The following is a 21,315-nucleotide window of genomic DNA, read 5'->3' on the forward strand; positions in this document are numbered from 1 at the left end:
CCTCCTGGATTCCCGGCGAGGCTTAGTGGTTGCTGGCGACGGCGATCGGCTCGCCGGAGACGTCGTCGTGCTTCTGCTTGCGGTCCGCCACCAGATAGTACGCAATGGCGGCCACGCCCGCTCCGAAGAACCAGGCAAACGGTGCCACTGCCTCCAGCGTCGGGACGAAGGCAATCAGGATTGCGACGGCTGCCGCCGGGACCATCGCGGTGATTGCCCTGGGGTTCACGCCCTTCTTGTAGAAGTAGGCACTGCCCGGCGCCTCGCTGTAAAGCGCCGGGACATCGACCTTGCCGCGGCGGAGCAGCCAGTAGTCGGCCATGACCACGCCGAACAGCGGGCCGAGGAGGGCGCCGAGGCCGCCCAGGAAGTACACGATCACCAGCGGGTTGTTGTAAAGGTTCCACGGCAGGATGACCAGGCCGATGGTGCCGCTGACCCAGGCCGCCTTGCGGAAGTTCAGGTGCTTGGGGAAGAGGTTGGTCAGTGCGTAGACCGGGGCCACGAAGTTGGCCATCAGGTTCACTGCGATGGTGAGGATCAGGACGGCGAGGCAGGCAAGGACCAGCAGGAAGGTGTTGGGGATGCTTTCGATGATCTGCGAGGGGCTCTCGATGACGGTGCCGTTGATCTTGTACTGGCCGCCGGCCAGGATCACCACGATGGCGCCGAAGACGAGCATGTTGATCGGGATGCCCCAGAAGTTGCCGCGGACGATCGACTGCTTGCTGACCGAGGAGCGGGTGAAGTCGCAGAAGTTCAGCACGAAGGTGCCGTAGATGGAGACCCAGAGGGCGCCGCCGGCGAAAATGGTGCGCCACATCTCGGCGCCTTCGAGGCCCTTGATGCCGGTCCACTGGATGGAACCGTGCGCTTCGAAGAAGACCCAGGCCGCCAGGAGCACCATGGTGACGAGGATGACGGGGCCGGCGAAGGCCTCGTACTTACGGATCATCTCCATGCCAAAGCTGACAATGACGAGCTGGATGATCCAGAGCGACACGAAGGTGAGCCAGCCGAGTGTGGACAGTCCCAGGATCGAGTTGCCGTCCAGTTCCTTCAGGCCCGGGAACATGGCGACGAGCATGACACGGAACACCACGGAAGCCAGGAAGGTCTGGATGCCGAACCAGGCGACCGCCACGGCTCCGCGGATGAGGCTGGCAAGCTGTGCGCCGCGGATGCCGAAGCTGATGCGGCTCATCACCGGGAACGGCACGCCGGTCTTGTGGCCCATGAACCCGGAGAAGTTCAGGAGTGCGAAGAGCAGTGCAGCGCCGATGCCCAGGGCCACCAGGATCTGCCAGCCGCCAAGGCCGAGGGAGAAGAGCCCGACAGCGAAGGCGTAGTTGCCAAGGCTGTGGACGTCGTTGGCCCAGAGGGTGAAGATGCTGTAGCTGGTCCAGCGCCGCCCCTGTTTCTTGGTGGGGGCCAGGTCCAGGTTGTACAGGGTGGGGCTGATGGAACGGCCCACCGCAGCGGAGGCAACCTCGCAAAGAGCTTCGTTGGCCGCATGATGGGTGGAACTTTTGGGCAGTGCCTGTTCCGGAGCCGATGTGTTGCCGACCGGGGAAGTCGAATTCATCGTGGGTCTCGCCTTCTAACGTTGCTTCACGGAAGTTCCGCCACGGCTGAATCGCTCTTCGATGAGCATTTCCACATAGCGGAATGAGATTATTGAATGGTGAAATAACGATATGACCCGGGTCACCCTTTGGTCAAGATGGACCAGGCCGTACCCCGGTCACAATCCGGCGTCCGGAGGGTATGGTTTGCCTCATGTCCGCTTCTGTCCTGCCTGCCACCAGCGGCGTCCTGCTCGCTGCGGGCGCCGGAACCCGGCTCGGTCTCGGGCCCAAGGCACTGCTGCCGTTCCGGGACCGCACGCTCGTGGAAGTGCTGGCCGATGTGCTCCTGGAGGGCGGCTGTTCCGAAGTCGTCGTCGTCCTTGGCGCCGAAGCGGAGAAGGTGGCCGCACTACCCGGGCTTTCCAGGCACCGGACAGTTGAGAACCCGCGGTGGCACGAGGGCATGGGCGGGTCCTTCCGCACCGGAATCGCCGGGGCTGCCGCCGGAAACAACGTGCTGCTTGCCCTGGTGGACCAGCCCGGACTCAACAGCGAAACCGTGGCGCGCCTGCTCCGCAAGCACCGACCAGACCGCATCACCGCCGCCGCCTACCCCGACCTGTCCGGCGCCCTCCGCCGGGGCCACCCCCTGGTGATCGACGCCGCGTTACGGGAGGACGCCGCAGAGTCGGCGGCGGGCGACGCCGGAGCCCGGCATTTCCTCAAGGCCCACCCCGGCCTGGTGGATCTGGTGGATTGCGGCGATATCGCCGACGGCGGGGACGTGGACACCAAGGCGAACCTGCATCTGCTGGGCTGAGCTCCGCCCGACCCCGCTCCCTCCCCGCCCTTCCCCAAGTAACTCGCAGTTGTTGTCGTTTTGGGCGCCCAAAACGACAACAACTGCCAGTCAGTTGGGCTTGTGGCCACGATGCCTGTGGATAACCCGGAAATGAGCCCCGAAACCTGCGAGCATGCGGGCATGAAGATCCCGAAGCCTTTGCCGGAGCCGATGGGAGGGGCCCCGTTCACTGTCCAGGAGGCGCTCGACGCCGGAGTGACACGGCGGCGGTTAAGGCACCGTGCATTGGACTCACCGAGCCGCGGCATTCGGCGCCCTGAACTGGCGACGGTCACGGCGCTGTCGGATCAGGTGCGCCCGTTCACCGTCGTTACGGAGTTTTCGGCGGCGTCCCACGCGACGGCCTTTGTGCTCTGGGAGTTCCCGGGCTTCCACCCGGATGCCGATAGTCGTGCGGTCCACATATCCCGGCCGGACACGATGGCCATTCCCCGCCGCAAAGGGGTAGTGGGCCACGTGGGGCAGTTTTTTGAGGACGAAATCACGTGGGCCGAGGGCCTGCTCATCACGAGCCGCGCGCGTACATGGCTCGACTGCGCCCGAAGGATGAGCATCGACGAAATCACCGTCGTGGCAGATCATCTGCTCCGCCGGCCAAGGCCTGAATTCGAGGGGCGAAGCGAACCCTACGCGACCCCTGACGAACTGGCGGACATGCTTGACCGGCACAAGGGAACACCCGGTATCCGGAAGGCGCGGCTCGCCTTGGAGCAAGCCCGGATCGGCTCAGACTCTGCGCAGGAAACCAGGCTCAGGCTGGCACTTGAGCGGGCGGGGCTGCCGGCCCCCGGACTGAACGTTCCGACGGAACTCTCTTCCGGCGTCGTCCGGGAACCCGATTTGTCTTACGCGGAGTATCGCGTCGGGGTCGAATACGAGGGCGACGGCCATTCGGAAGCTGCGCAGATCGTGCGGGATATCGCCCGCGAGGAGGACTTCGCCCGCGCCGGCTGGAGACTTGTGCGGATCTCAAGACGGCATATGAGGAACGGGGCACGTTCCGCCGTCGTAAAGGTCCGCAGCGCGCTCATCGATAGTGGCTGGTCCCCCAAGTAACTCGCAGTTGTTGTCGTTTTGGGCGCCCAAAACGACAACAACTGCGAGTCAGTTGGGCTGGCTCCCTTAGACGCCGACCTCTTCCCGGGCCTTCTCCTTCAACCCCAGGTAGATCTTGTCCCGGGCGATCGGCAGTTCGGCGAAGCGCACCCCCGTGGCGTTGCGGATGGCGTTCGCGAGCGCCGGGGCCACCGGGTTGAAGGGGCTTTCGCTCATCGACTTCGCACCCAGCGGGCCGAGTTCGTCGTTCGTCGAGGCGAAGTAGACCTCGCTGCGCGGCACGTCCGCGAAGGAGGGGATGTGGTACTGCCGCAGGATGTCAGTGGTGACGCGGCCGGCGTCGTCCACTTTCACTTCCTCGTACAGCGCAACGCCGATCGCCTGCGCGATCCCGCCCTCGATCTGCCCGCGGCACTGCCGGGGATTGACCACAACGCCGGCGTCGGCGGCCTGCACGCTCTGCAGGATCCGCAGCTCCCCGGTCCCGGTGTTCACGGCCACCCGGAAGCCATGGACGTTGAACGCGACCGAACGCGGGGTGCCGCCCCAGCGGCCCTCGGCGGAAAGTTCGACGCCGGCCCGGTGCGCCGCGCGGTACACCTCCCCCAGCGGCAGGCTGCGTCCGCCGCATATGACGGCGCCGCCGTCGAGCACGCAGTCCGCTTCCGGGACGTCGCTCAGCGTAGACGCCACGGTGCGGATCCGGCGGGCCAGTTCCTGGGCGGCGAGCAGGGTCGCCTGCCCGGCCACCACGGTGCCGGCGGAACCGAAGGCACCGGTGTCGTGCTCCACGAGGTCGGTATCGGACTGCCGCACCGCCACTTCCGTGGCCCGGGTACCCAGCGCCGTCGCCGCGAGCTGGGCGTGAACCGTGGTGGTGCCATTGCCGAACTCCGCGGTCCCGACGGCGGCGTCGTACGTGCCGTCCGGCAGCAGGCGCAGGCGGGTGTGGGCGTAGTGGCCGCGCGGCGGGACGGTGTCGATCATGGACAACGCGGAACCGGTGCCGGTGACCCATTCCGGGCCAAGATCGTCGAGGCCGGCATTCCGGTAACGTTCTCCCCCGCGCTCGAGCGCATCCCGCACCAGCTGGATGCATTGTTCCAGGCCGTAGCTGCCGTAGTGCACATCCTCTTCCGGCTCCGGCTGGATGGAGAGCATGTCGTCGCCGGGACGGACCATGTTCCTAAGCCGGAAGTCCAGCGGGTCCATGCCGATGCCCTCGGCGAGCTCATCGATGGCGGATTCGATCGCGAAGATCACCTGGCTCAGCCCGTAGCCGCGGAAGGCACCGGCCGGAACCGTATTGGTGTACACGGCCCGCGCGTCCACCTTCTTGTTGGCGCACTTGTACACCGCGAGGGATTCGCCGCAGCCGTGGAACATGACTCCGGGGGCGTGGTTTCCGTAGGCGCCGGTGTTGGTGACCACGTCCAGTTGAAGCGCGGTGAGCAGTCCCTCCCTGTTGGCCCCGGCCTTGAGCTTGATGGTGAAGGGGTGGCGCGTAGTGGTGGCGGTGAACTGTTCGGTACGGGTGAATTCCACCTGCACGGGGCGGCGCAGCTTCAGCGCGGCGAGGGCCACGAGGTCTTCGGTGAGCACCTCCTGCTTGCTGCCGAACCCTCCGCCCACCCGGCCGGCGACCACCCGGACGCGGTCCTCCGGCAGCTCGAAGACCCGGGCCAGGGTCCGTTTGACAAGGAACGGCACCTGGCTGGAACTGCGGACCACCAGCCGGTCCTCGTCGTCGAGCCACGCGATCGAGGAATGCGTTTCCATGGCTACGTGCTGCACGCGCTGGGTGCGGTAGGTTTTCTCGTGGATGACGTCGGCGGCAGCGAAGCCCGCGGCCATGTCGCCCAGTTCGGAGTGGACCTCGGCCACCACGTTCTCCAGGGGCCGGGAGATCCGGCTCGCTTCGCCGTCCTTCTCGCCATGGACGGCAGGAGCGCCGGGTTTCAGGGCGTCGGCCGGGGTGAAGACGGCGTCCAGCAATTCGTATTCGACCTCGACGGCGCGTGCCCCCGCTTCCGCCGCGGCCACCGAGTCGGCGACGACGGCGGCCACCCGCTGCCCGATGAAGCGCACCACGTCGTCCAGCACCCGGGTGTCGTCGGGGTCGTCCGTGTAGAGCTCGTGCTGCGCGGTGGAGAACAGCTGCGCCGGGGCGTCCTCGTGGGTGAAGACGGCCACCACGCCGGGAACCCGCAGCGCCGCCGCGGTGTCGATGGACACGATCCGGGCATGGGCGTGCGGCGAGCGCAGCAGCTTCAGGTGCAGCAGGCCGGGCAGCTGCTCCGGCGGAACGTCGAGCGTGTAGCGGGCGGTGCCGGTGACGACGGCGTGCCCCGCCGGGGCGGGAACGTTATCGCCGAGCTGACCCGAACCCTGCTGGCCGGAACGCTCGCCGCTGTGCCCGCCCGTGCCGCAGACTGCGTCGGCAATGGAGCGGTAGCCAGTGCAGCGGCAGAGGTTGCCCTTGAGGCTGCGCGGCAGGTTGGCCTTCTGCTCCTCGTCGAAGGTGGCGGCGGTCATCATCATGCCCGCCGTGCAGAAACCGCACTGGAAGCCCTGGTTTTCCAGGAACTGCTCCTGCACGGGATGCAGCTCCCCCTCGGCGCAGCCCGCGGACGCCGGCAGGCCCTCGATGGTGGTCACCGAGTGCCCCTCGGCGCGCACCGCGGGGTAGATGCAGCTGTGCACGGGGGTGCCGTTCACGTGGACGGTGCAGGCGCCGCAGTCGCCGCCGTCGCAGCCTTTCTTGACCCCGAGGTTTCCCTGTTCGCGCAGGAAGGTCCGCAGGCACTGGCCCGGGCGTGGCGACTCCGCGGCGGGGGTTCCGTTGATTTCAATTGCCATTCGGGGCCTCCTTCGTGGGGGCGGGGGTCTGGGCAGCGGAAGGTTGCGCGGAGGTGGCATGCGGTTGTCCGGCGGGGCTCCAGAAGTCGCCCGACACCCGGATTCCTTCGCCCAGGAGTTCGGCGCGGATTTCCTCCGCCAGGCGGAACGTCATGTCGCGGCGCCAGGCGGGCAGGCCGTGGATGTCGTCGTGGTACAGCTCCGCCGGAATCGAGTGTTCGACGGCGGCGGCCAGCTGCTGCGGGTCCGGCAGCTCCGCCGCGGCGAAGCGCAGCTGCACCGGGCGTTTGGTGGCGGCCGTGACCGTCAGGACCAGTCCGTCGTCGGGATCCAGACGTCCGGTCAGCAGCACGCCGGAGCGGCCGAGGTTGCTCAGCGAGAGCCGCCGGAACGCCACTTTGGCGGACAGAGCGGACGCCGGGAGGAAGATGCTGCGCAGCAGCTCGCCGGGGGCCAGGCCGTTGCTGGCGTCGCCGGTGACGAAGTCCGCCACCGGGACGGTGCGGGAGCTGCCGCCGGGGCCGAGGATGGTGGCGGTGGCGTCGAGCCCGGCGCACAGGGAGATCATGGGCCCGGCCGGCAGCGAGGTGCAGATGTTGCCGCCCACGGTGGACATGTTCCACACCTTGAAGGAGGCCACAAAGGAGTCGCAGCACGGCCGCACAAGGTCCAGCCCGGACCAGCCGCGCCCGGCTACGGAAGGGGATTCCGGAAGGGCATAGAGCTCCGCGACCGTGCAGGTGGCGGCAAGTTCGATGCCGGCATCGCTCACGGAGACGGGGGTCCAGCCGGCCTGGCCGAGGTCCAGCAGGCGCCGCAGCGGCCCGCCGTCGGAGACGGAACGGCCGAAGGCGAAGCTGCCGTACGAGAACAGGACCGTTCCGCCTGCCAGCCAGGCGTCGCCGTCGCGCCATTCGGCCGGGTCGGTGGTGGGCACCACCGCCTCGATGGTGTTCATGTCCATGGTTCTGCCTTTCGGGCCGTGCTTGCTGAAGCCGGGGTTGGTGACGTTGTTGCGTGGATGGGGCCGCTGCGGTCCCTGAGGGGCGCGGCTGAGGCGTCGCCCCGGGACGCGATGATTTCCGCCGTGACCGACACCGCAACTTCGGCGGGGGTGACCGCGCCCAGGTCCAGGCCGATCGGGGAATGGAGCCGTTGCAGGGCCTCGGCCGTGGTGCCTTCGGCCAGGAGCGAGTCCACACGCTGGCGGTGGCTGCGCCTCGATCCCATGGCCCCCACATAGGCGAGGTTCAGGTCCAGGGCGGTGCGCAGGAGCGGGATGTCGAACTTGGGATCGTGGCTGAGCACGCACACCACGGTGCGTGGGTCGATCCGGCCGGCGGCGGCCTCGGCGGCGAGGTAACGGTGCGGCCAGGCAGTGGCCAGTTGGTCGGCGGCACGGAAGCGTTCCTGGCCGGTGAACGCCGGCCGGGCATCGCACAAGGTCACGTGGTAGCCGAGCAACTTCCCGGCCGGGACCAGGGCCGCACCGAAGTCATTGGCGCCGAAGACCAGCATGCGCGGGGCGGGCAGCCGGCTTTCGACGAAGAGGGTGACGGGTTCGGTGTCCGGATCACAGCCCCCGGGCGATTCGAGGCGCACCAGCCCGGCGCGTCCGCCGCGCAGCAGCGGTTCGAGCTGGGCGGCCGCTGCGCCGAGCACCACGGGATCGTTTCCCAACAGGCGCCCCAGTTCGGCCGAAGCTACGGCGCGGAAGGCCGAAGGATCGTCGACGACGACGGCGCCCGGGGCGTCGAGCCTGCGGATGAGCGCCAGCCCGGTGCCTGCGTCCCTGCCGGCCAGCGCGCTTAGCCCTGCGAGTGCGGCCGGGTCGGCCGGCTGGATGTGGACTTCCAGTTCGCCGCCGCAGCTGAGCCCGGCGGCGAAGGCGTCCTCGGCAGTGTAGCCGAACAGCTCAAGGCGGCTGCCGCCGTCGCGCATCGATTCAAGGGCCGCCTCGACGACGGCGCCTTCGACGCAGCCGCCGGACAGGCTGCCCAGGACCTCGCCGTGTTCGGAAACCAGCATCGAGGTGCCCGTAGGCCGGGGAACGGAACCGCCGCAGGCCACGATGGTGGCGACGGCGCAGCGCTGGCCGCTCAGGGCGGGCTGCCAGCTGCCAAGGGTCGGCATCAGATCCAGCATGGAGAACACTTCCTTTACCGTGACGTTCCGGGCGGGAGGCCCCGCCCGGAACGGTTCGCGATCCTGCCCCTAGTCTTGTTCTTCCCCCCGGTTCTGGGAAGGAGGCGGGGCAGGGCAGGCCCCGCGCCGGCTAGACGCCGAGCAGGGTGTTGATGGGGCCGCGCGCAAAGTAGACCAGGAAGCCCACGGTGACCACCCACATGAGCGGATGGACCTTCCGGGCCCGGCCGGAGGCGGCGCTCACAACGGCGTAGGAGACGAATCCGACGCCGATGCCGTTGGCGATCGAGTAGCTCAGCGGCATGGTGACAATGGTCAGGAAGGAGGGCAGCGCCACCGAGAACTTGGTGAAGTTGATCTCCCGGATCTGGGCCATCATCATCGCGCCGACCACCACGAGGGCCGCGGCGGCAACCTCGATGGGGACTACGGAGGTCAGCGGGGTGAAGAACATCGAACCCAGGAACAGCACGCCGGTGACCACCGAGGCCAGGCCCGTGCGGGCGCCTTCGCCGATGCCTGCGGCGGAATCGATGTACACCGTGTTGGACGAACCGGAGGTGGCCCCGCCCATCACGGCCCCCATGCCTTCGACGATGAAGGCCGACTTCAGCCGGGGGAACGTGCCGTCCTTGTACGCCACGCCGGAGCTCTTGGCCAGGCCCGTCATGGTGCCCATGGCGTCGAAGAAGTTGGTGAACACGAGGGTGAACACCAGCATGGTCGCCGCCAAGCCACCAATCCGTGCGAAGGAGCCGAAGAGATCGAACTGGCCCACGAGGCCCAGGTCCGGAAGGGCCACCAGTTGCCCGGAGAGCACCGGGGTGTTCAGGTGCCAGCCGCCGGGGTTGTCCTTGCCGCCGGGGCCGATGTGCATGACGGCTTCCACGACGGCGGCCAGCACCGTGGTGGCCACGATCCCGATCAGCAGCCCGCCCTGGATCTTGCGCGCCACCAGGATGCCCATGACCAGCAGGCCCGCGATGAACACCAGCGTGGGAATGGTGCTGATGGATCCGTCGGTGCCCAGCTGCACCGGCGGTCCACCGGCTGTGCGCTGGATGAAGCCGGAGTCCACGAAGCCGATGAAGGCGATGAAGAGCCCGATGCCCACCGTGATGGCGGCCTTGAGTTCCTTCGGCACGGCCTTGAAAATCGCGGTCCGTGCCCCGGTGATGCCGAAGAGCACGATCAGGATGCCGTTGATGACCACCAGGCCCATGGCTTCGGGCCAGGTCACCTCGTGGATCACGGCCACAGCCAGGAAGGAGTTGATGCCCAGGCCCGCGGCGAGGCCGAACGGGAGGTTCGCGATGAGCCCGAAGACAATGGTCATGACGCCGGCCGTGAGCCCGGTGACGGCACCCACCTGTACTGCAGGCAGCCAGCCACCGGCGACGTCGGCGGGGGCGTTTGCTGCCGAGAACCCGCCCAGGATCAGGGGGTTGAGGATGACGATGTAGGCCATCGTGAAGAAGGTGACCACGCCGCCGCGGAACTCGCGGGCCAGCGTGGAGCCACGCTTGGTGATCTGGAAGAAGGCGTCCAGGAAGGAGGTGGGCGGCGCCGGGTTGGGGACCGGCGCCGGGTTGGCCGCCTTGGCGGCTTTCTTGGCGGCCTTGGCAGCCGCTTGCTTTTCCGCGGAGTTGTCCAGGATTGTCATTTCAGACACCGGGTCCTAGTAGTCGATCCTGGAATCGAGGGTGTTCCAGGTATTGAACGGCTGGAGGATATCCGGGGCGCCCTGGGCGAGGTCGAGTTTCCGGACCGGCATGAGCTGGTCACGGTCATCGTTCTCGAAGTACTCGTAGAAGACGGCGTCGTCGAAACCGACGGAGGCAGCATCGTGCCGGTCCGCAGCGAACACGACGTTCCCGATGCGTGCCCAGAGGGCCGAGGCCAGGCACATGGGGCATGGTTCGCAGCTGGTGTAGAGGGTGGCGCCGCTGAGATCGAAGGTTCCGAGCTCGCGGCAGGCGTTGCGGATGGCGGTGACTTCAGCGTGGGCCGTGGGATCGTTGCTGGCGGTGACGCGGTTGACGCCTTCGAAGGCCCTGCCGTCCGCGGTGACGATGACGGCGCCGAAGGGCCCGCCGCTGTTCAGGACGTTGGCAGTTGCCAATTCGATGGAGGTGGCCAGGAACTTTTCGGCCGTGACGGTTGTACTCATTGTGCGACTTCCTTTTGCTGAGGAAGCGCTGGTGACCGGGAAACACCTTGGGGGACAGAACTGTGCTGCGGTTACCAGGCTTCAGCATTTGCGATGAAGGTTGAGTTGCGCCTGGTAGATAGCTTCCCGGGATCCGGGTGCCCGCCTTTGGCAGTTAGAGATTAGCACCGCGTTGTGAGCCGCGCCATAGGTTTCTGGAAATTTAATTTCGTCATGTGAAATCTGTGTTTCGTGGGGTTCACGACCGGCCACATTGACCCCGATCGCAGCCGACCGTACGCTGGCGCCATACCTGGATCAGCAGACAGGGCCTAACTGAGCTGGCTAGCATTCCGCAAACAGCCAAAGGAGGCCCTCATGGCCAATGTCCCGCCCGGAATCCCTGCTCCCTCCGGAGCTGCCGCAACCGGCGCCCCTGCCGCGCCCAGGCTTTGGATCAAGAATCCCCTCGCCGCGTTCACCGCGAACGGCCTCGACGCCGGCGGCGGGCTGGTGGTCAGCGAAGGAAGAATCGCCGAGCTCGTGCCCGCCGGCGGGCAGCCGTCCGCTCCGTGCGATGAGGCCTTCGACGCCGGCCGGCACGTCCTGCTGCCGGGCCTGGTCAACACGCACCACCACTTCTACCAGACCCTCACCCGCGCCTGGGGGCCGGTGGCCAACGCGCCCCTGTTCCCCTGGCTGCAGAACCTCTACCCCGTCTGGGCGCGGCTGACCCCCGAAAGCCTGGAACCCGCCGTCGAGGTGGCCCTTGCCGAGCTGCTGCTCTCCGGCTGCACCACCTCGGCGGACCACCACTACCTGTTCCCGGCCGGCGTGCAGGACGCCATCGACATCGAAGCCGCCGTGGTGCGGCGGATGGGCATGCGGGCAACCCTCACCCGCGGTTCCATGACCCTGGGCGAGGACGACGGCGGGCTGCCGCCGCGGTCCACCGTCCAGCGCCCGGACGCGATCCTGGCCGACAGCGAACGGCTGATCCGCGAATACCACGAGCCCGGGGAGGGCGCCGTGATCCAGATTGCGCTGGCTCCGTGTTCGCCGTTCTCGGTCACCAAGGAGATCATGGTCGAGAGCGCGGCCCTGGCCGAGAAGCACGGCGTCCGCCTGCACACGCATCTGGCCGAGACCCTCGATGAGGAGGACTTCTGCCGTGAGATGTTCGGCCTGCGCACCGTGGACTACCTGGAGAGCGTCGGCTGGCTGGGCAGCCGCACCTGGCTGGGCCACGGCATCCATTTCGACGACGGCGAGATCGCCCGGCTGGGAGCCGCGGGCACCGCCGTCGCGCACTGCCCGACGTCGAACATGCGGCTCGCGTCCGGCACCGCACGTGTGCTGGAACTCGAGGACGCCGGGGTCCCGGTGGGCTTGGGCGTGGACGGATCGGCCTCCAACGACGCCTCGAACATGATCCTCGAGGCCAGGCAGGCACTGTACCTGCAGCGGCTGCGCTACGGCGCGGACGTTCCGGTGGAGCGGGCCCTCGGGTGGGCGACGCGGGGATCGGCGGCAGTGCTGGGCCGCTCGGACATCGGGCAGCTGGCGCCGGGGCTGCAGGCGGACCTGGCCATGTTCACACTGGACGAACTGCGGTTCTCCGGCAGCCATGATCCGGTAGCCGCACTGCTGCTGTGCGGCGCGGACCGGGCCGACCGCGTGATGGTGGGCGGCAGGTGGCGGGTGATTGACGGCGCTATACCGGAGCTGGACGTACCTGAGCTGATGGCAAGGCACTCAGCGGCGGCGCGGAAGCTCATTGCCGGCTAGGGTGTGACTCCGAAAGCGGTGAGCCAGATGATGCTTCAGCGCAGACGAGCCACTGCGGCCAGGTTTCCCTTGGCCCGATAGCAGCGCGCAGCTTCCGCAAGAGCGGCGTCACCCCTGGCACGGTCGCCGCGGGCGGAGCATACGCCGGCCACGGTACGGTGCACGTCGCCGCGCAGGTTCGGCATCTCGGCCGGCGCCCAGCGAAGTGCCTCGAGGGCAAGGTCAAGTGCCCTGTCCGGGTCTCTCGAGGCCGCGACCATCGCGGACGCCGCTGCCGAGAGGGCCTGTGCCTCGACACCCTCGGCAGGTGCGGTCGCGGTTGCCAGTGCGGCCAGCTCGGCAGCCTCGTCGAGGCGCTCCATCTCGTGCAGTAGCAGCGAGAGCCGGGCAGCAGCTGCCGGCAGGTTTTCCCGCTCGCCGGTACGTCTGGCATTGTCGAGCCAGGTCCGCAGGGCCGCCTCGGCGGTGTGGAGGTTGCCGGCGAGGAGCTCGGCCGCTCCGCGGGCCGCGGCCACGAACATGAGGAGGCGCGGCGCGTGCAGGGTTTCCTGCACAGCCCGCTGGGCTCGGTCGAGCAGCTCCCGGCCCTCGTCGAAGCGGCGCTCCATTGCGCGCAGGACGCCCGCGTGGATCAGCAATCCGGGGTGCTCAATACCCGGCAGAGCGATGGCCTCGATCTCGGACAGGCACTGGCGAGCCGGTACCGGACCGTTGGCGAGCACCTCTGCGAGCATCCAGCGGTTCGCCATTTGTTCCCGAATGCTGTCCGCCCGGTCTGCGAGCTCGATATTAGCCCGGAAAGCCCGCTCCGCCTCGATGAGGCGGCCCTGCCTCACCTGGACACAGGCTTCCAGAAAGACCGCGCGGCAGCGGCCGCCGTCGTCGTCGCGTGCGGAAAAAAATGACTCCGCCTCGGCGGCTTCCCGCTCGATCGACGACAACGGCACCGGATCCGGACCGACGATGAACTGGATGCGGGCGTGCTCGAGCCGGGCCGCCCGTGCGGCAGCCTCGTCGCCCGCGTCGGCGGCACGCTGGGCCAACTCGAGCAGAAGCTGCTGTGCCTCTGCGAACCGGCCGAGCACGAGATCGACCTCGGCGAGGCCCTGGGTGAGCGTCGCACGCGCAGAGTCGTCGCTGGCCATCATTGCCCGCGCCCGGGACAGGAGGTTCTGGGCCGCGGTCTGATCGGATCTGGCGACGGCGCGTTCTCCTGCGCGGGAAAGGTGCGCAACCGCCTGGGCCGCCAGGGCATCGTCGCCGGCGCCGATGGTTCGAAGGCTGAGTACCGCCTGCTCCAGGTGGTAGCCCACGATCTCGTCGAGCTCGGGTGGCTGCTGCGGCGCCTCGTCCACGAGCCATTCGGCGTAGCGTCGATGCAGCGCGGCGCGGTCCGGGTGCGTCATGGAGCGGTAGGCCGCGAGGCGGATAAGCACGTGTCCGAAGCGGACCACGCTATTGTTCCCGCTCGTCAGCAGGCGCCGGCGCTCGAGAGTGGAGAGATGCCGCTCGACGTAGGCCTTAGCGCCGTCCGGTAACAGCGCCGCCAGCGCGTCGCGACTACAGTCGTCACCGACCACCGCCGCGACTCTTAGCAGGTCCCGCTCGCCGGGACCGAGCCGGTCCAGACGCGCCGCGAGGAGAGCCCGGAGTGACGCCGGGAGTGCGTCAAGGTCCGCCTCCTCCTGCGCCGCGAGGAGTTGTTCGGCGAACAGCGGATTCCCGCGGGCGCGGTCGACTATGGCCGTGACGGCCTCATCGTCGATCCCGGGTGCGCGGCCCCGCAGCAACACCGCCACGTCATCGGCGGGAAGCGGCTCAAGAAATAGCGCGTCGGTCCACTCGGGGCGTTGGTCCAGCAGTTCGGGGCGCCCGAGACAGAGCACGAACAGCCGGCCTTTCCCGGAGCCGACGGCCTGGTCGATCAGGTCGAGCAGTGTCGGCTCGGCCCAGTGCAGGTCGTCGAGCACCAGCAGCAGGGGTTGCCTGGCGGAGAGTGCATCCAGCAGCCGCACCGTTGCACGCAACATGGCGGGCACATTGTCCGTACCTGCGGCCAGACCCAGACCGGTGGCCACTACCGCGGAGTCCTCTGGCACAAGCTCGGCCAGCGCCGGCCACCCACGGTCGCCGGCCGCGTCGAGGAGAGCCTCGCGGAGCGGCAGGAACGTGATGCCTTCGCCGTACGACGCACAGCGCCCCCAGGCGACCAAGGCTCCGCCATTGACGCTGTCGGCGAAGGCTGCGGCGAGCCGGGTCTTGCCGACGCCGGCCTCGCCCACCACCGTGAAGCGCCTCGGCACACCGGCCCGGCCGGCCGCCTGGAATGCAGCACGGATCCTGACCAACTCCTCCGCCCGTCCCACGATCGCGGAGTCAAAGCGGAGCCTGCCGTGGGAGTCGTCCATCATCCCGATGACCCGCCACGCTGCGGACGCACCTGGCACGGGTACTGCAACGGCCGCGCCGCGAACGAGCTGCAGGGTGCGCGGGCCCACGACGACGTCACTGTCGCGTACGAGTCGCTGGAGCCGGAATGCGGAGGTGACCGCCGGGCCCGACACCATGTCCGCAAGCGACCCGCCCGATCCACTGACCACGATGTCGCCGGTCTCGACGACGACCCGCGCGGCATGGCGAACGAGCGGCTCGTCGACAGTCGCGACCCGGTCGCAGACCTCGACGGCGGCACGCACCGCTCGCACGGCGTCGTCCTCGTGCGCCACCGGAAACCCGAAGAACGCGACCATCAGGCCACCCACGACCTGCTCCACGCGTGCGCCATAAGTGTGCAGCACCGCAGCGGCAACCTCGTTGGCACGCGCACCGGCTGCAGCCAGGGCTTCGGCGTCCATGGCGTCGTCCGCCGCAGGCACGATCTCGAGACCGACCACCGTGACCATGCGGCGCTCGTGAGGCAGCCAGCCCTCGGTCAGGGCCCGTGTCGGGGGCAGCCCCCTGAGTGAGGGGTCCTGGCGGAGCACCGCGGCCTCGATCTCGCGCAGATCGGGACCGGGCTCGATGCCCAGCTCGTCCACGAGCAGGTCCCGGGCGGCACGGTACGCCGCGAGTGCATCGGCCTGGCGACCCGCATGGTAAAGGGCGAGCATCTGCAGGCCACGCAGTCGCTCCCGGAAGGGGTGCTCGGCGACGAGTTGGTCGAGCTCGGTGACCAAGCCGTGCTCCCGGCCGATCTCGAGGTCTGCCTCGATGCGCGCCTCGAGCGCGGACAGCCTCAATTCTTCCAAGGCGGCGATGGTGCCCTGGGCGAACGGATGGAAAGTGAAGTCGACTAGTGCCGGGCCGCGCCAGAGCGCCAGTGCCTTCGCGAGGAGTCTGGAGCGCGGCTCCGCCGGCTGGCCGGCGGCCTGGTCGAGGAGCTGCTTGAAGCGGCCGGCGTCAACGTCCCCCGGATCAATTGCCAGCCGGTAGCCGCTTCCCTGGGTGACCAACAGCGACGGGCGTCCGGGGGCTTCGCGGTCAGGCTCGAGCAGCTTGCGCAGTTTCAAGACATGCATCTGCACGACAGTGTTCGCGGTGGGAGGGGGCTGCTCGCCCCACAGCTCGTCGACAAGACGCTCGGAAGGGACGGCGTCGTCCGCATGCAGGACCAGCATCGCGAGGAGGGCACGGGCGCGTCCGCCCGGTACGTCGAGGCGCCGGGTCCCTTCGCGAACCTCCATCGGCCCGAGGATGCGGAATTCCACCGACAGCCGCCTTCGCCAGATTCTCCCGTGCACCAATTTAGCACCGCCGGATCCCGGCCGGATCCGGCTTTAGCGAGGCGTTAGCGGCAGGGCAGAGCATGGAGAAAAGCCCATAGAGGACACCCAACAAGAAAGCAAAGGAGAGACACCATGACCGGAACATTCGCATACGTCGGCAATTGGACGATCAAGGAAGGCAGGGTCGAGGAAGCGAGGAAGTACCTGGCTGAGCACACCGAGTTTGTCGAGATCAACGAGCCGCGGCTCATTTCGTTCAACTTCTACATCGACGAGGACACCCGCCGCGTAACCTGCGTCCAGGTCCACCCGGATGCAGACTCGATGGCGACCCACATGGAGCTGATCAGCAAGCACCTCTCAGGTGGCGTGGATTGGATGGACACGACCGAGCTCGAGCAGTATTACGGCGAGAAGTCGCCGCGGCTCGCCGAACTCCTGGAGCCATGGTCCGACCCGCACGTCCCCGAGCGATACCTTCCGGAACACCTGGCGGGCTTCACCCGCAGCACGGTCCGTTAAGGAGGGGTGATGATCAGCTTTGAGAGCAGCGAATGGATCGACCGGCCCGCTGAGGAAGTGTTCGCTTTCGTGTCCGACATACGCAACGACCCGCAGTGGCACACCGACATCCTCGAGGCGGAGTACGCAGGGCCGGGATCGACCACGGCCGGCGCCACTTTCCGGACCCGGTTCAAGCCGTTCATGGGGCTGTCCGAAGGGACGGGCACCGTCACTGTGTACGAGCCCCCGCGCCGGGTCGTGCTCACATCGCAGATGGGCAAGTTCGAGCCGGTCCTGACTCTCACCGTGGAGCCCGACGGCGGCGGCTCGCGGATCACCCGTCGTCTCGACATGGAGCCACACGGGATGCTGAGGATCATGACGCCGTTTACCGGCGGGATGATGCGCAGGCGCAACGCGGGCTTTCTCACCAACCTCAAGAGGGTTCTCGAGACCGCCGGCCATTGAGCCCCGCACTTGCTAGCCACTGGCGCGGACTCCGCAGCAGATGGAAAAGCGGGCGGCACCTCCCCAGATGCCGCCCGCTTCATGGCTCTGTTGCGCAGAGTCCTTACGTCTCCCGAAGGCAGGACTTCAGGGACGTTGCCGGCCGAACACCGGGAGCGCACGGAGCCAGCGGGAAAATCCGCTGGAGGTACGGTCGCAGTCGGCCGGAATGTAGAAGTCCGGGTCCGTGGAGCCGAACGGCAGGTACAGCTCCTGGCCGGGGGCCGGGAAATCCACGACGTTCTTGTTCTCCTGCTGGTCCATCTGTTCCTCCTCATTCGTAGTCCATAAATTTTCCGTACTTCATTTTCCGTACGTAATTTTCCGTACTTCGGAAAACTTTTATTGTTATGTGGAAAGCGTAGGCAGCTTCCCCTGCCGCGTCAAGAGCCGCCCGCGGCCGGCGATGTCCCGTCCGGTCATATTCGGAAAGTTGCAGGCGATCGCGTGACCCCCTTCACAAGACCGGAATCCCGCGCTAGTCTTTTCAGCAACTCGTGACTCAGGTCACGAAACCTGGGAGCAGCAGGCAGGGTCGTAATGAGCTGGCATCAATGGATGCTGGCTCTTTTTTGTTGCCGGCGTCCGCCATAACAGGCGCCGCACGGCGCACGACACCACGGTGGACGGGCCCCGCCCACCAGGAAAGTTGAGACAGACCATGAGCAGCAAGATCGTCCTCGGCAAGAACCAGTACGGCAAGGCGGAAAACCGCGTCGTCAAAATCACCCGCGACACCGACCGCCACGAGATCGAAGACCTCAACGTTACTTCCCAGCTGCGCGGCGACTTCAGCGCTGCCCATTTCGAGGGCGACAACGGCCGCGTGGTTCCCACCGACACCCAGAAGAACACGGTCTATGCCTTCGCCCGCGACGGCATCGGCTCCCCGGAACAGTTCCTGCTCCGCCTGGCGGACCACTTCACCCGCGAATTCGACTGGGTGACCGGCGGCCGCTGGGAAGCCGAACAGTATGCCTGGGAGCGCATCATCGCCAACGGCAAGGAGCACAACCACTCCTTCGTCCGCAAGGGCCAGGAAGTACGCAATGCCGTGGTGGTCCGCGAAGGCAATTCCACCTACGTCATCTCCGGCCTGAGCGACCTCACGGTGCTGAAGTCCACCCAGTCGGGCTTCGAGGGCTACCCGAAGGACAAGTACACCACCCTGCAGGAAACTTCGGACCGCATCCTGGCCACCGCTGTTTCTGCCCGCTGGCGCTACAACAACGACGCCGTCGCAGAAGGCAGGATCGACTACAACGCCGCGTACGAATCCGTGAAGGCGCTCCTGCTGGAAGGCTTCTCCGAGCAGTACTCCAAGGCCCTGCAGGAGACCCTGTACCAGATGGCCCAGAAGGTCCTGGACGCCCACCCTGAGATCGACGAGCTCCGCTTCTCCACCCCCAACAAGCACCACTTCGTGGTGGACCTGAGCCCCTTCGGCCTGGACAACCCGAACGAAGTGTTCTTCGCGGCGGACCGCCCGTACGGGCTCATCGAAGCCAACTTCGAGCGCGACCTGATCTCCGATCCGGGCAACGCCTGGGACGGCATCGCCGGCTTCTGCTAAACCTTTCTCCGTTTCCGGGTTGGCCGGCGCCAGGGCTGAACAGCACCTGGTTCCGGCCACCCCGGCCTCAGCCATACCCAAAAGACCCCAGGCCATAGCCAAAAGCCGTTCTTCGGCTCGGATTGTTAGCCAGACATATCAGCCAGATCAAGGTGTCTGCCCCAAATCAGGAAGTCTGCCATGAACACCAAGAAGAAAACCCGTCCCGCAGGGAGCCCCAGCACCCGGCCCGAAGACCAACGCCTTTCCATCGGCAGCTCCTTCGCCTACGGATTCCAGCACGTCCTGACCATGTACGGCGGAATCATCGCCCCGCCCCTCATCATTGGCGCGGCCGCCGGAATGTCCTCGCAGGACATCGGCCTGCTGATCGCCGCCTGTCTCTTCGTCGGCGGGCTCGCCACCATCCTCCAGACCGTGGGCATCCCCTTCTTCGGCTCTCAGCTGCCCCTCGTCCAGGGCGTCTCCTTTGCCGGCGTGTCCACGATGGTGGCGATCGTCAACGGCGGCGGCGGCATCCAGGCGGTCTTCGGCTCGGTCATCGTGGCCTCGCTGATCGGCCTGGCCATCACTCCCCTGTTCGCGAAGATCATCAGATTCTTCCCGCCGGTGGTCACCGGCACGGTGATCACGACGATCGGCCTGACCCTGATGCCGGTGGCAGCCAACTGGGCGATGGGCGGAAACGCCAAGGCCGACAACTACGGCAGCGTGGCGAACATCGGCCTCGCCGCCGCCACCACCGCCGTTGTGCTGCTGCTGAGCAAGGTGGGCAACGCCGCGATCTCGCGGCTGTCGATCCTGCTGGCCATGATCATCGGCACCGTCATCGCAGCCGTCACGGGCATGGCTGACTTTTCCAAGGTGGGCCAGGGCGACATCGTCGCCTTCCCCACCCCCTTCGCCTTCGGCATGCCCACCTTCGAAATCGCGTCGATCGTCTCGATGCTGATCGTCATCCTGGTCACGCTGACCGAAACCTCGGCGGACATCATCGCCGTCGGTGAAATCGTTGACACCAAGGTGGACTCCAAGCGCATCGGCAACGGCCTGCGCGCGGACATGCTCTCCAGCGCCATTTCGCCGATCTTCAACTCCTTCACGCAGAGCGCCTTCGCCCAGAACGTCGGGCTCGTGGCGATCACCGGCGTCAAGAGCCGCTTCGTGGTCAGCGCCGGCGGCCTCATCCTGGTAATCCTCGGCCTCCTGCCCGTCCTCGGCCGGGTGGTCGCGGCGGTCCCGACCCCCGTACTTGGCGGGGCCGGCGTCGTGCTCTTCGGCACCGTGGCAGCCAGCGGCATCCGCACCCTGGCCAAGGTGGAATACCGCAACAACATGAACCTGATCGTGGTGGCGGCATCCATCGGCTTCGGCATGATCCCGATCGCCGCCCCCAAGTTCTACGACCACTTCCCGTCCTGGTTCTCCACGATCTTCCACTCCGGCATCAGCTCCGCGGCCGTGATGGCCATCCTGCTGAACGTGCTCTTCAACCACTTCAAGAAGGGCAACTCCGACAACCAGTCGGTGTTCGTGGCCGGTACGGCACGCGTGGTAACCGAAGCCGACCTCGCCTGCCTGGCGCACGGCGACCGTTTCGAAAACGGCAAACTGATCGATGCCGACGGCAACGAGGTCCCCATCAAAACATCCGCCGACCACTAAGAAGGAGGTTTCAACGACGAAGCTTCAGTATTGAATGGTAAGAGCCGCCGGACACCAGCGTGTCCGGCGGCTCGCTTCGTGAGACGGTTGTTTCATGAGGATCGACGAGCGCATCGGGCGGCATTACCCCGAGCTGGGGCCGCAGGAACAGAAGGCGGCTGACACCCTCCTGGACCATCTGGGCGATCTCGCCATGTACAACGCCGCCGAACTCTCCCGCCTCAGCGGAGTTTCCAAGGCGACCATGAGCCGGCTGTTCCGCCGGCTCGGCTTCGCGGACTTCAACGAGGTCAAGGAGCACACCCGGACCCTGCGCGCCACCGGGGTCCCCGTGGCCGCCCATGAAGAGGGCGACGTCGCCGCGCACCTGGCCCATGAGCTGGAGAACCTGCGCCGCACCTTCGAACAGCTCGACGCCGGCCAGCTCACCGCTGCCGCGGAGGCGCTGGCCTCCGCCAGGCAGCTGCTGCTGATCGGCTTCCGCAACAGCTTTCCGCTCGCGCTGCACCTGCGCCAGCAGTTGCTGCAATGCCGCGCGAGCGTGGCCGCCGCCCCGCAGCCGGGCCAAAGCATCGGTGAGGAACTGGCCGGGTACGGAACGGACGACGTCGTCCTGCTGCTGGGATTCCGACGGCGGCCGGCGGCCTTCGCGGCCGTCCTCGAGGCGGCTGCCGCAGGCGGCGCCACCACGGTGCTGATCGGCGATCCAAGCGCCCGCCGCTTTGCGTCCCAGGCGGACATCTGGCTTGAATGCCCGGTGGACAGCGTGTCGGCCTTCGACAGCTACGCCTCGGCCATGAGCCTCATGAGCGTGCTCGCCAACGGGGTGCTCGCGGTGCGCACGAAAGCCGGCCGGGACCGGATCCGGGAGGCGACAGGCATCTTCAGCGCCCTGGGCGAACTGGAGTCCTGAA

16 protein-coding genes are annotated in these 21,315 nt (G+C 67.3%); 8 read left to right on the top strand and 8 right to left on the bottom strand.

Going from position 1 to position 21,315, the window contains the following annotated elements:
• Window positions 1-22: 22 nt before the first annotated feature.
• Window positions 23-1,585 carry an NCS1 family nucleobase:cation symporter-1 gene (locus tag ACN9M4_RS16485; protein ID WP_426299738.1) on the bottom strand — a complete coding sequence of 521 codons (1,563 nt, stop codon included), beginning with the start codon at window positions 1,583-1,585 and terminating at the stop codon, window positions 23-25.
• Between the two features lie 194 nt (window positions 1,586-1,779).
• Between ACN9M4_RS16485 and nboR the strand changes: the two genes are divergently transcribed.
• Together nboR and ACN9M4_RS16495 are read left to right on the top strand one after the other, a co-directional pair.
• The gene (gene nboR, locus ACN9M4_RS16490) at window positions 1,780-2,388 is read left to right on the top strand and encodes a nicotine blue oxidoreductase (protein WP_426299740.1); all 609 of its coding nucleotides are present in this window, start codon (window positions 1,780-1,782) and stop codon (window positions 2,386-2,388) included.
• 132 nt (window positions 2,389-2,520) lie between these two features.
• Window positions 2,521-3,486, top strand: a complete 966-nt coding sequence (locus ACN9M4_RS16495; protein WP_426299742.1) for a hypothetical protein — start codon at window positions 2,521-2,523, stop codon at window positions 3,484-3,486.
• 66 nt (window positions 3,487-3,552) lie between these two features.
• Here ACN9M4_RS16495 and ACN9M4_RS16500 read toward each other — a convergent pair whose 3' ends face one another.
• The 5 genes from ACN9M4_RS16500 to ACN9M4_RS16520 form a co-directional block, all read right to left on the bottom strand.
• Window positions 3,553-6,345 carry a molybdopterin-dependent oxidoreductase gene (locus ACN9M4_RS16500; protein WP_426299744.1) on the bottom strand — a complete coding sequence of 931 codons (2,793 nt, stop codon included), beginning with the start codon at window positions 6,343-6,345 and terminating at the stop codon, window positions 3,553-3,555.
• Window positions 6,335-7,309: an FAD binding domain-containing protein gene (locus tag ACN9M4_RS16505; protein WP_426299746.1), complete on the bottom strand. Its 975-nt coding sequence runs from the start codon at window positions 7,307-7,309 to the stop codon at window positions 6,335-6,337. The genes ACN9M4_RS16500 and ACN9M4_RS16505 overlap by 11 nt, the downstream gene beginning before the upstream one ends.
• Window positions 7,300-8,490 carry an XdhC family protein gene (locus tag ACN9M4_RS16510; protein WP_426299748.1) on the bottom strand — a complete coding sequence of 397 codons (1,191 nt, stop codon included), beginning with the start codon at window positions 8,488-8,490 and terminating at the stop codon, window positions 7,300-7,302. Before ACN9M4_RS16510 ends, ACN9M4_RS16505 begins: the two co-directional genes overlap by 10 nt.
• 130 nt (window positions 8,491-8,620) lie before the next feature.
• Complete coding sequence (locus ACN9M4_RS16515; protein WP_426299750.1) at window positions 8,621-10,162, bottom strand: NCS2 family permease; 1,542 nt, start codon at window positions 10,160-10,162, stop codon at window positions 8,621-8,623.
• Between the two features lie 6 nt (window positions 10,163-10,168).
• Complete coding sequence (locus ACN9M4_RS16520) at window positions 10,169-10,660, bottom strand: nucleoside deaminase (protein ID WP_426299752.1); 492 nt, start codon at window positions 10,658-10,660, stop codon at window positions 10,169-10,171.
• Window positions 10,661-11,017: 357 nt separating this feature from the next.
• Here ACN9M4_RS16520 and ACN9M4_RS16525 point away from each other — a divergent pair, with 357 nt between their 5' ends.
• Complete coding sequence (locus ACN9M4_RS16525; protein ID WP_426299754.1) at window positions 11,018-12,427, top strand: 8-oxoguanine deaminase; 1,410 nt, start codon at window positions 11,018-11,020, stop codon at window positions 12,425-12,427.
• Window positions 12,428-12,462: 35 nt separating this feature from the next.
• Here the strand turns inward: ACN9M4_RS16525 and ACN9M4_RS16530 are convergent, their stop codons facing one another.
• A complete protein-coding gene (locus ACN9M4_RS16530) occupies window positions 12,463-16,134 on the bottom strand; it encodes a BTAD domain-containing putative transcriptional regulator (RefSeq protein WP_426299756.1) in 3,672 nt (1,223 codons plus the stop codon).
• 150 nt (window positions 16,135-16,284) lie between these two features.
• Here ACN9M4_RS16530 and ACN9M4_RS16535 point away from each other — a divergent pair, with 150 nt between their 5' ends.
• Both ACN9M4_RS16535 and ACN9M4_RS16540 read left to right on the top strand, forming a co-directional pair.
• Window positions 16,285-16,674 carry a hypothetical protein gene (locus ACN9M4_RS16535; protein ID WP_426299758.1) on the top strand — a complete coding sequence of 130 codons (390 nt, stop codon included), beginning with the start codon at window positions 16,285-16,287 and terminating at the stop codon, window positions 16,672-16,674.
• A gap of 9 nt (window positions 16,675-16,683) precedes the next feature.
• Window positions 16,684-17,124, top strand: coding sequence for an SRPBCC family protein (locus ACN9M4_RS16540; RefSeq protein ID WP_426299760.1), 441 nt, complete (start codon window positions 16,684-16,686; stop codon window positions 17,122-17,124).
• Between the two features lie 126 nt (window positions 17,125-17,250).
• Here the strand turns inward: ACN9M4_RS16540 and ACN9M4_RS16545 are convergent, their stop codons facing one another.
• Window positions 17,251-17,427, bottom strand: coding sequence for a hypothetical protein (locus ACN9M4_RS16545; RefSeq protein ID WP_426299762.1), 177 nt, complete (start codon window positions 17,425-17,427; stop codon window positions 17,251-17,253).
• A 397-nt stretch (window positions 17,428-17,824) separates the two neighbouring features.
• Between ACN9M4_RS16545 and pucL the strand changes: the two genes are divergently transcribed.
• The 3 genes from pucL (at window position 17,825) to ACN9M4_RS16560 (ending at window position 21,314) form a co-directional block, all read left to right on the top strand.
• Window positions 17,825-18,736 carry a factor-independent urate hydroxylase gene (gene pucL, locus ACN9M4_RS16550; RefSeq protein WP_426299764.1) on the top strand — a complete coding sequence of 304 codons (912 nt, stop codon included), beginning with the start codon at window positions 17,825-17,827 and terminating at the stop codon, window positions 18,734-18,736.
• Window positions 18,737-18,916: 180 nt separating this feature from the next.
• Window positions 18,917-20,401: a nucleobase:cation symporter-2 family protein gene (locus ACN9M4_RS16555; RefSeq protein WP_426299766.1), complete on the top strand. Its 1,485-nt coding sequence runs from the start codon at window positions 18,917-18,919 to the stop codon at window positions 20,399-20,401.
• Between the two features lie 94 nt (window positions 20,402-20,495).
• Complete coding sequence (locus tag ACN9M4_RS16560) at window positions 20,496-21,314, top strand: MurR/RpiR family transcriptional regulator (RefSeq protein ID WP_426299768.1); 819 nt, start codon at window positions 20,496-20,498, stop codon at window positions 21,312-21,314.
• Window position 21,315 lies beyond the last annotated feature (1 nt).

It is taken from the genome of Arthrobacter sp. R-11 (assembly GCF_049913155.1).
In the GTDB taxonomy this organism is placed as follows: Bacteria; Actinomycetota; Actinomycetes; order Actinomycetales; family Micrococcaceae; genus Arthrobacter.

What these genes read in the sequence shown, in the direction of transcription:
- ACN9M4_RS16555 (WP_426299766.1), top strand. Translation starts at nt 18,917, where the DNA reads ATGAACACCAAGAAGAAAACCCGTCCCGCAGGGAGCCCCAGCACCCGG.
- nboR (WP_426299740.1), top strand. Translation starts at nt 1,780, where the DNA reads ATGTCCGCTTCTGTCCTGCCTGCCACCAGCGGCGTCCTGCTCGCTGCG.
- ACN9M4_RS16525 (WP_426299754.1), top strand. Translation starts at nt 11,018, where the DNA reads ATGGCCAATGTCCCGCCCGGAATCCCTGCTCCCTCCGGAGCTGCCGCA.
- ACN9M4_RS16535 (WP_426299758.1), top strand. Translation starts at nt 16,285, where the DNA reads ATGACCGGAACATTCGCATACGTCGGCAATTGGACGATCAAGGAAGGC.
- ACN9M4_RS16540 (WP_426299760.1), top strand. Translation starts at nt 16,684, where the DNA reads ATGATCAGCTTTGAGAGCAGCGAATGGATCGACCGGCCCGCTGAGGAA.
- ACN9M4_RS16510 (WP_426299748.1), bottom strand. Translation starts at nt 8,490, where the DNA reads ATGCTGGATCTGATGCCGACCCTTGGCAGCTGGCAGCCCGCCCTGAGC.
- ACN9M4_RS16520 (WP_426299752.1), bottom strand. Translation starts at nt 10,660, where the DNA reads ATGAGTACAACCGTCACGGCCGAAAAGTTCCTGGCCACCTCCATCGAA.
- ACN9M4_RS16495 (WP_426299742.1), top strand. Translation starts at nt 2,521, where the DNA reads ATGAGCCCCGAAACCTGCGAGCATGCGGGCATGAAGATCCCGAAGCCT.
- ACN9M4_RS16545 (WP_426299762.1), bottom strand. Translation starts at nt 17,427, where the DNA reads ATGGACCAGCAGGAGAACAAGAACGTCGTGGATTTCCCGGCCCCCGGC.
- pucL (WP_426299764.1), top strand. Translation starts at nt 17,825, where the DNA reads ATGAGCAGCAAGATCGTCCTCGGCAAGAACCAGTACGGCAAGGCGGAA.
- ACN9M4_RS16505 (WP_426299746.1), bottom strand. Translation starts at nt 7,309, where the DNA reads ATGGACATGAACACCATCGAGGCGGTGGTGCCCACCACCGACCCGGCC.
- ACN9M4_RS16485 (WP_426299738.1), bottom strand. Translation starts at nt 1,585, where the DNA reads ATGAATTCGACTTCCCCGGTCGGCAACACATCGGCTCCGGAACAGGCA.
- ACN9M4_RS16500 (WP_426299744.1), bottom strand. Translation starts at nt 6,345, where the DNA reads ATGGCAATTGAAATCAACGGAACCCCCGCCGCGGAGTCGCCACGCCCG.
- ACN9M4_RS16560 (WP_426299768.1), top strand. Translation starts at nt 20,496, where the DNA reads ATGAGGATCGACGAGCGCATCGGGCGGCATTACCCCGAGCTGGGGCCG.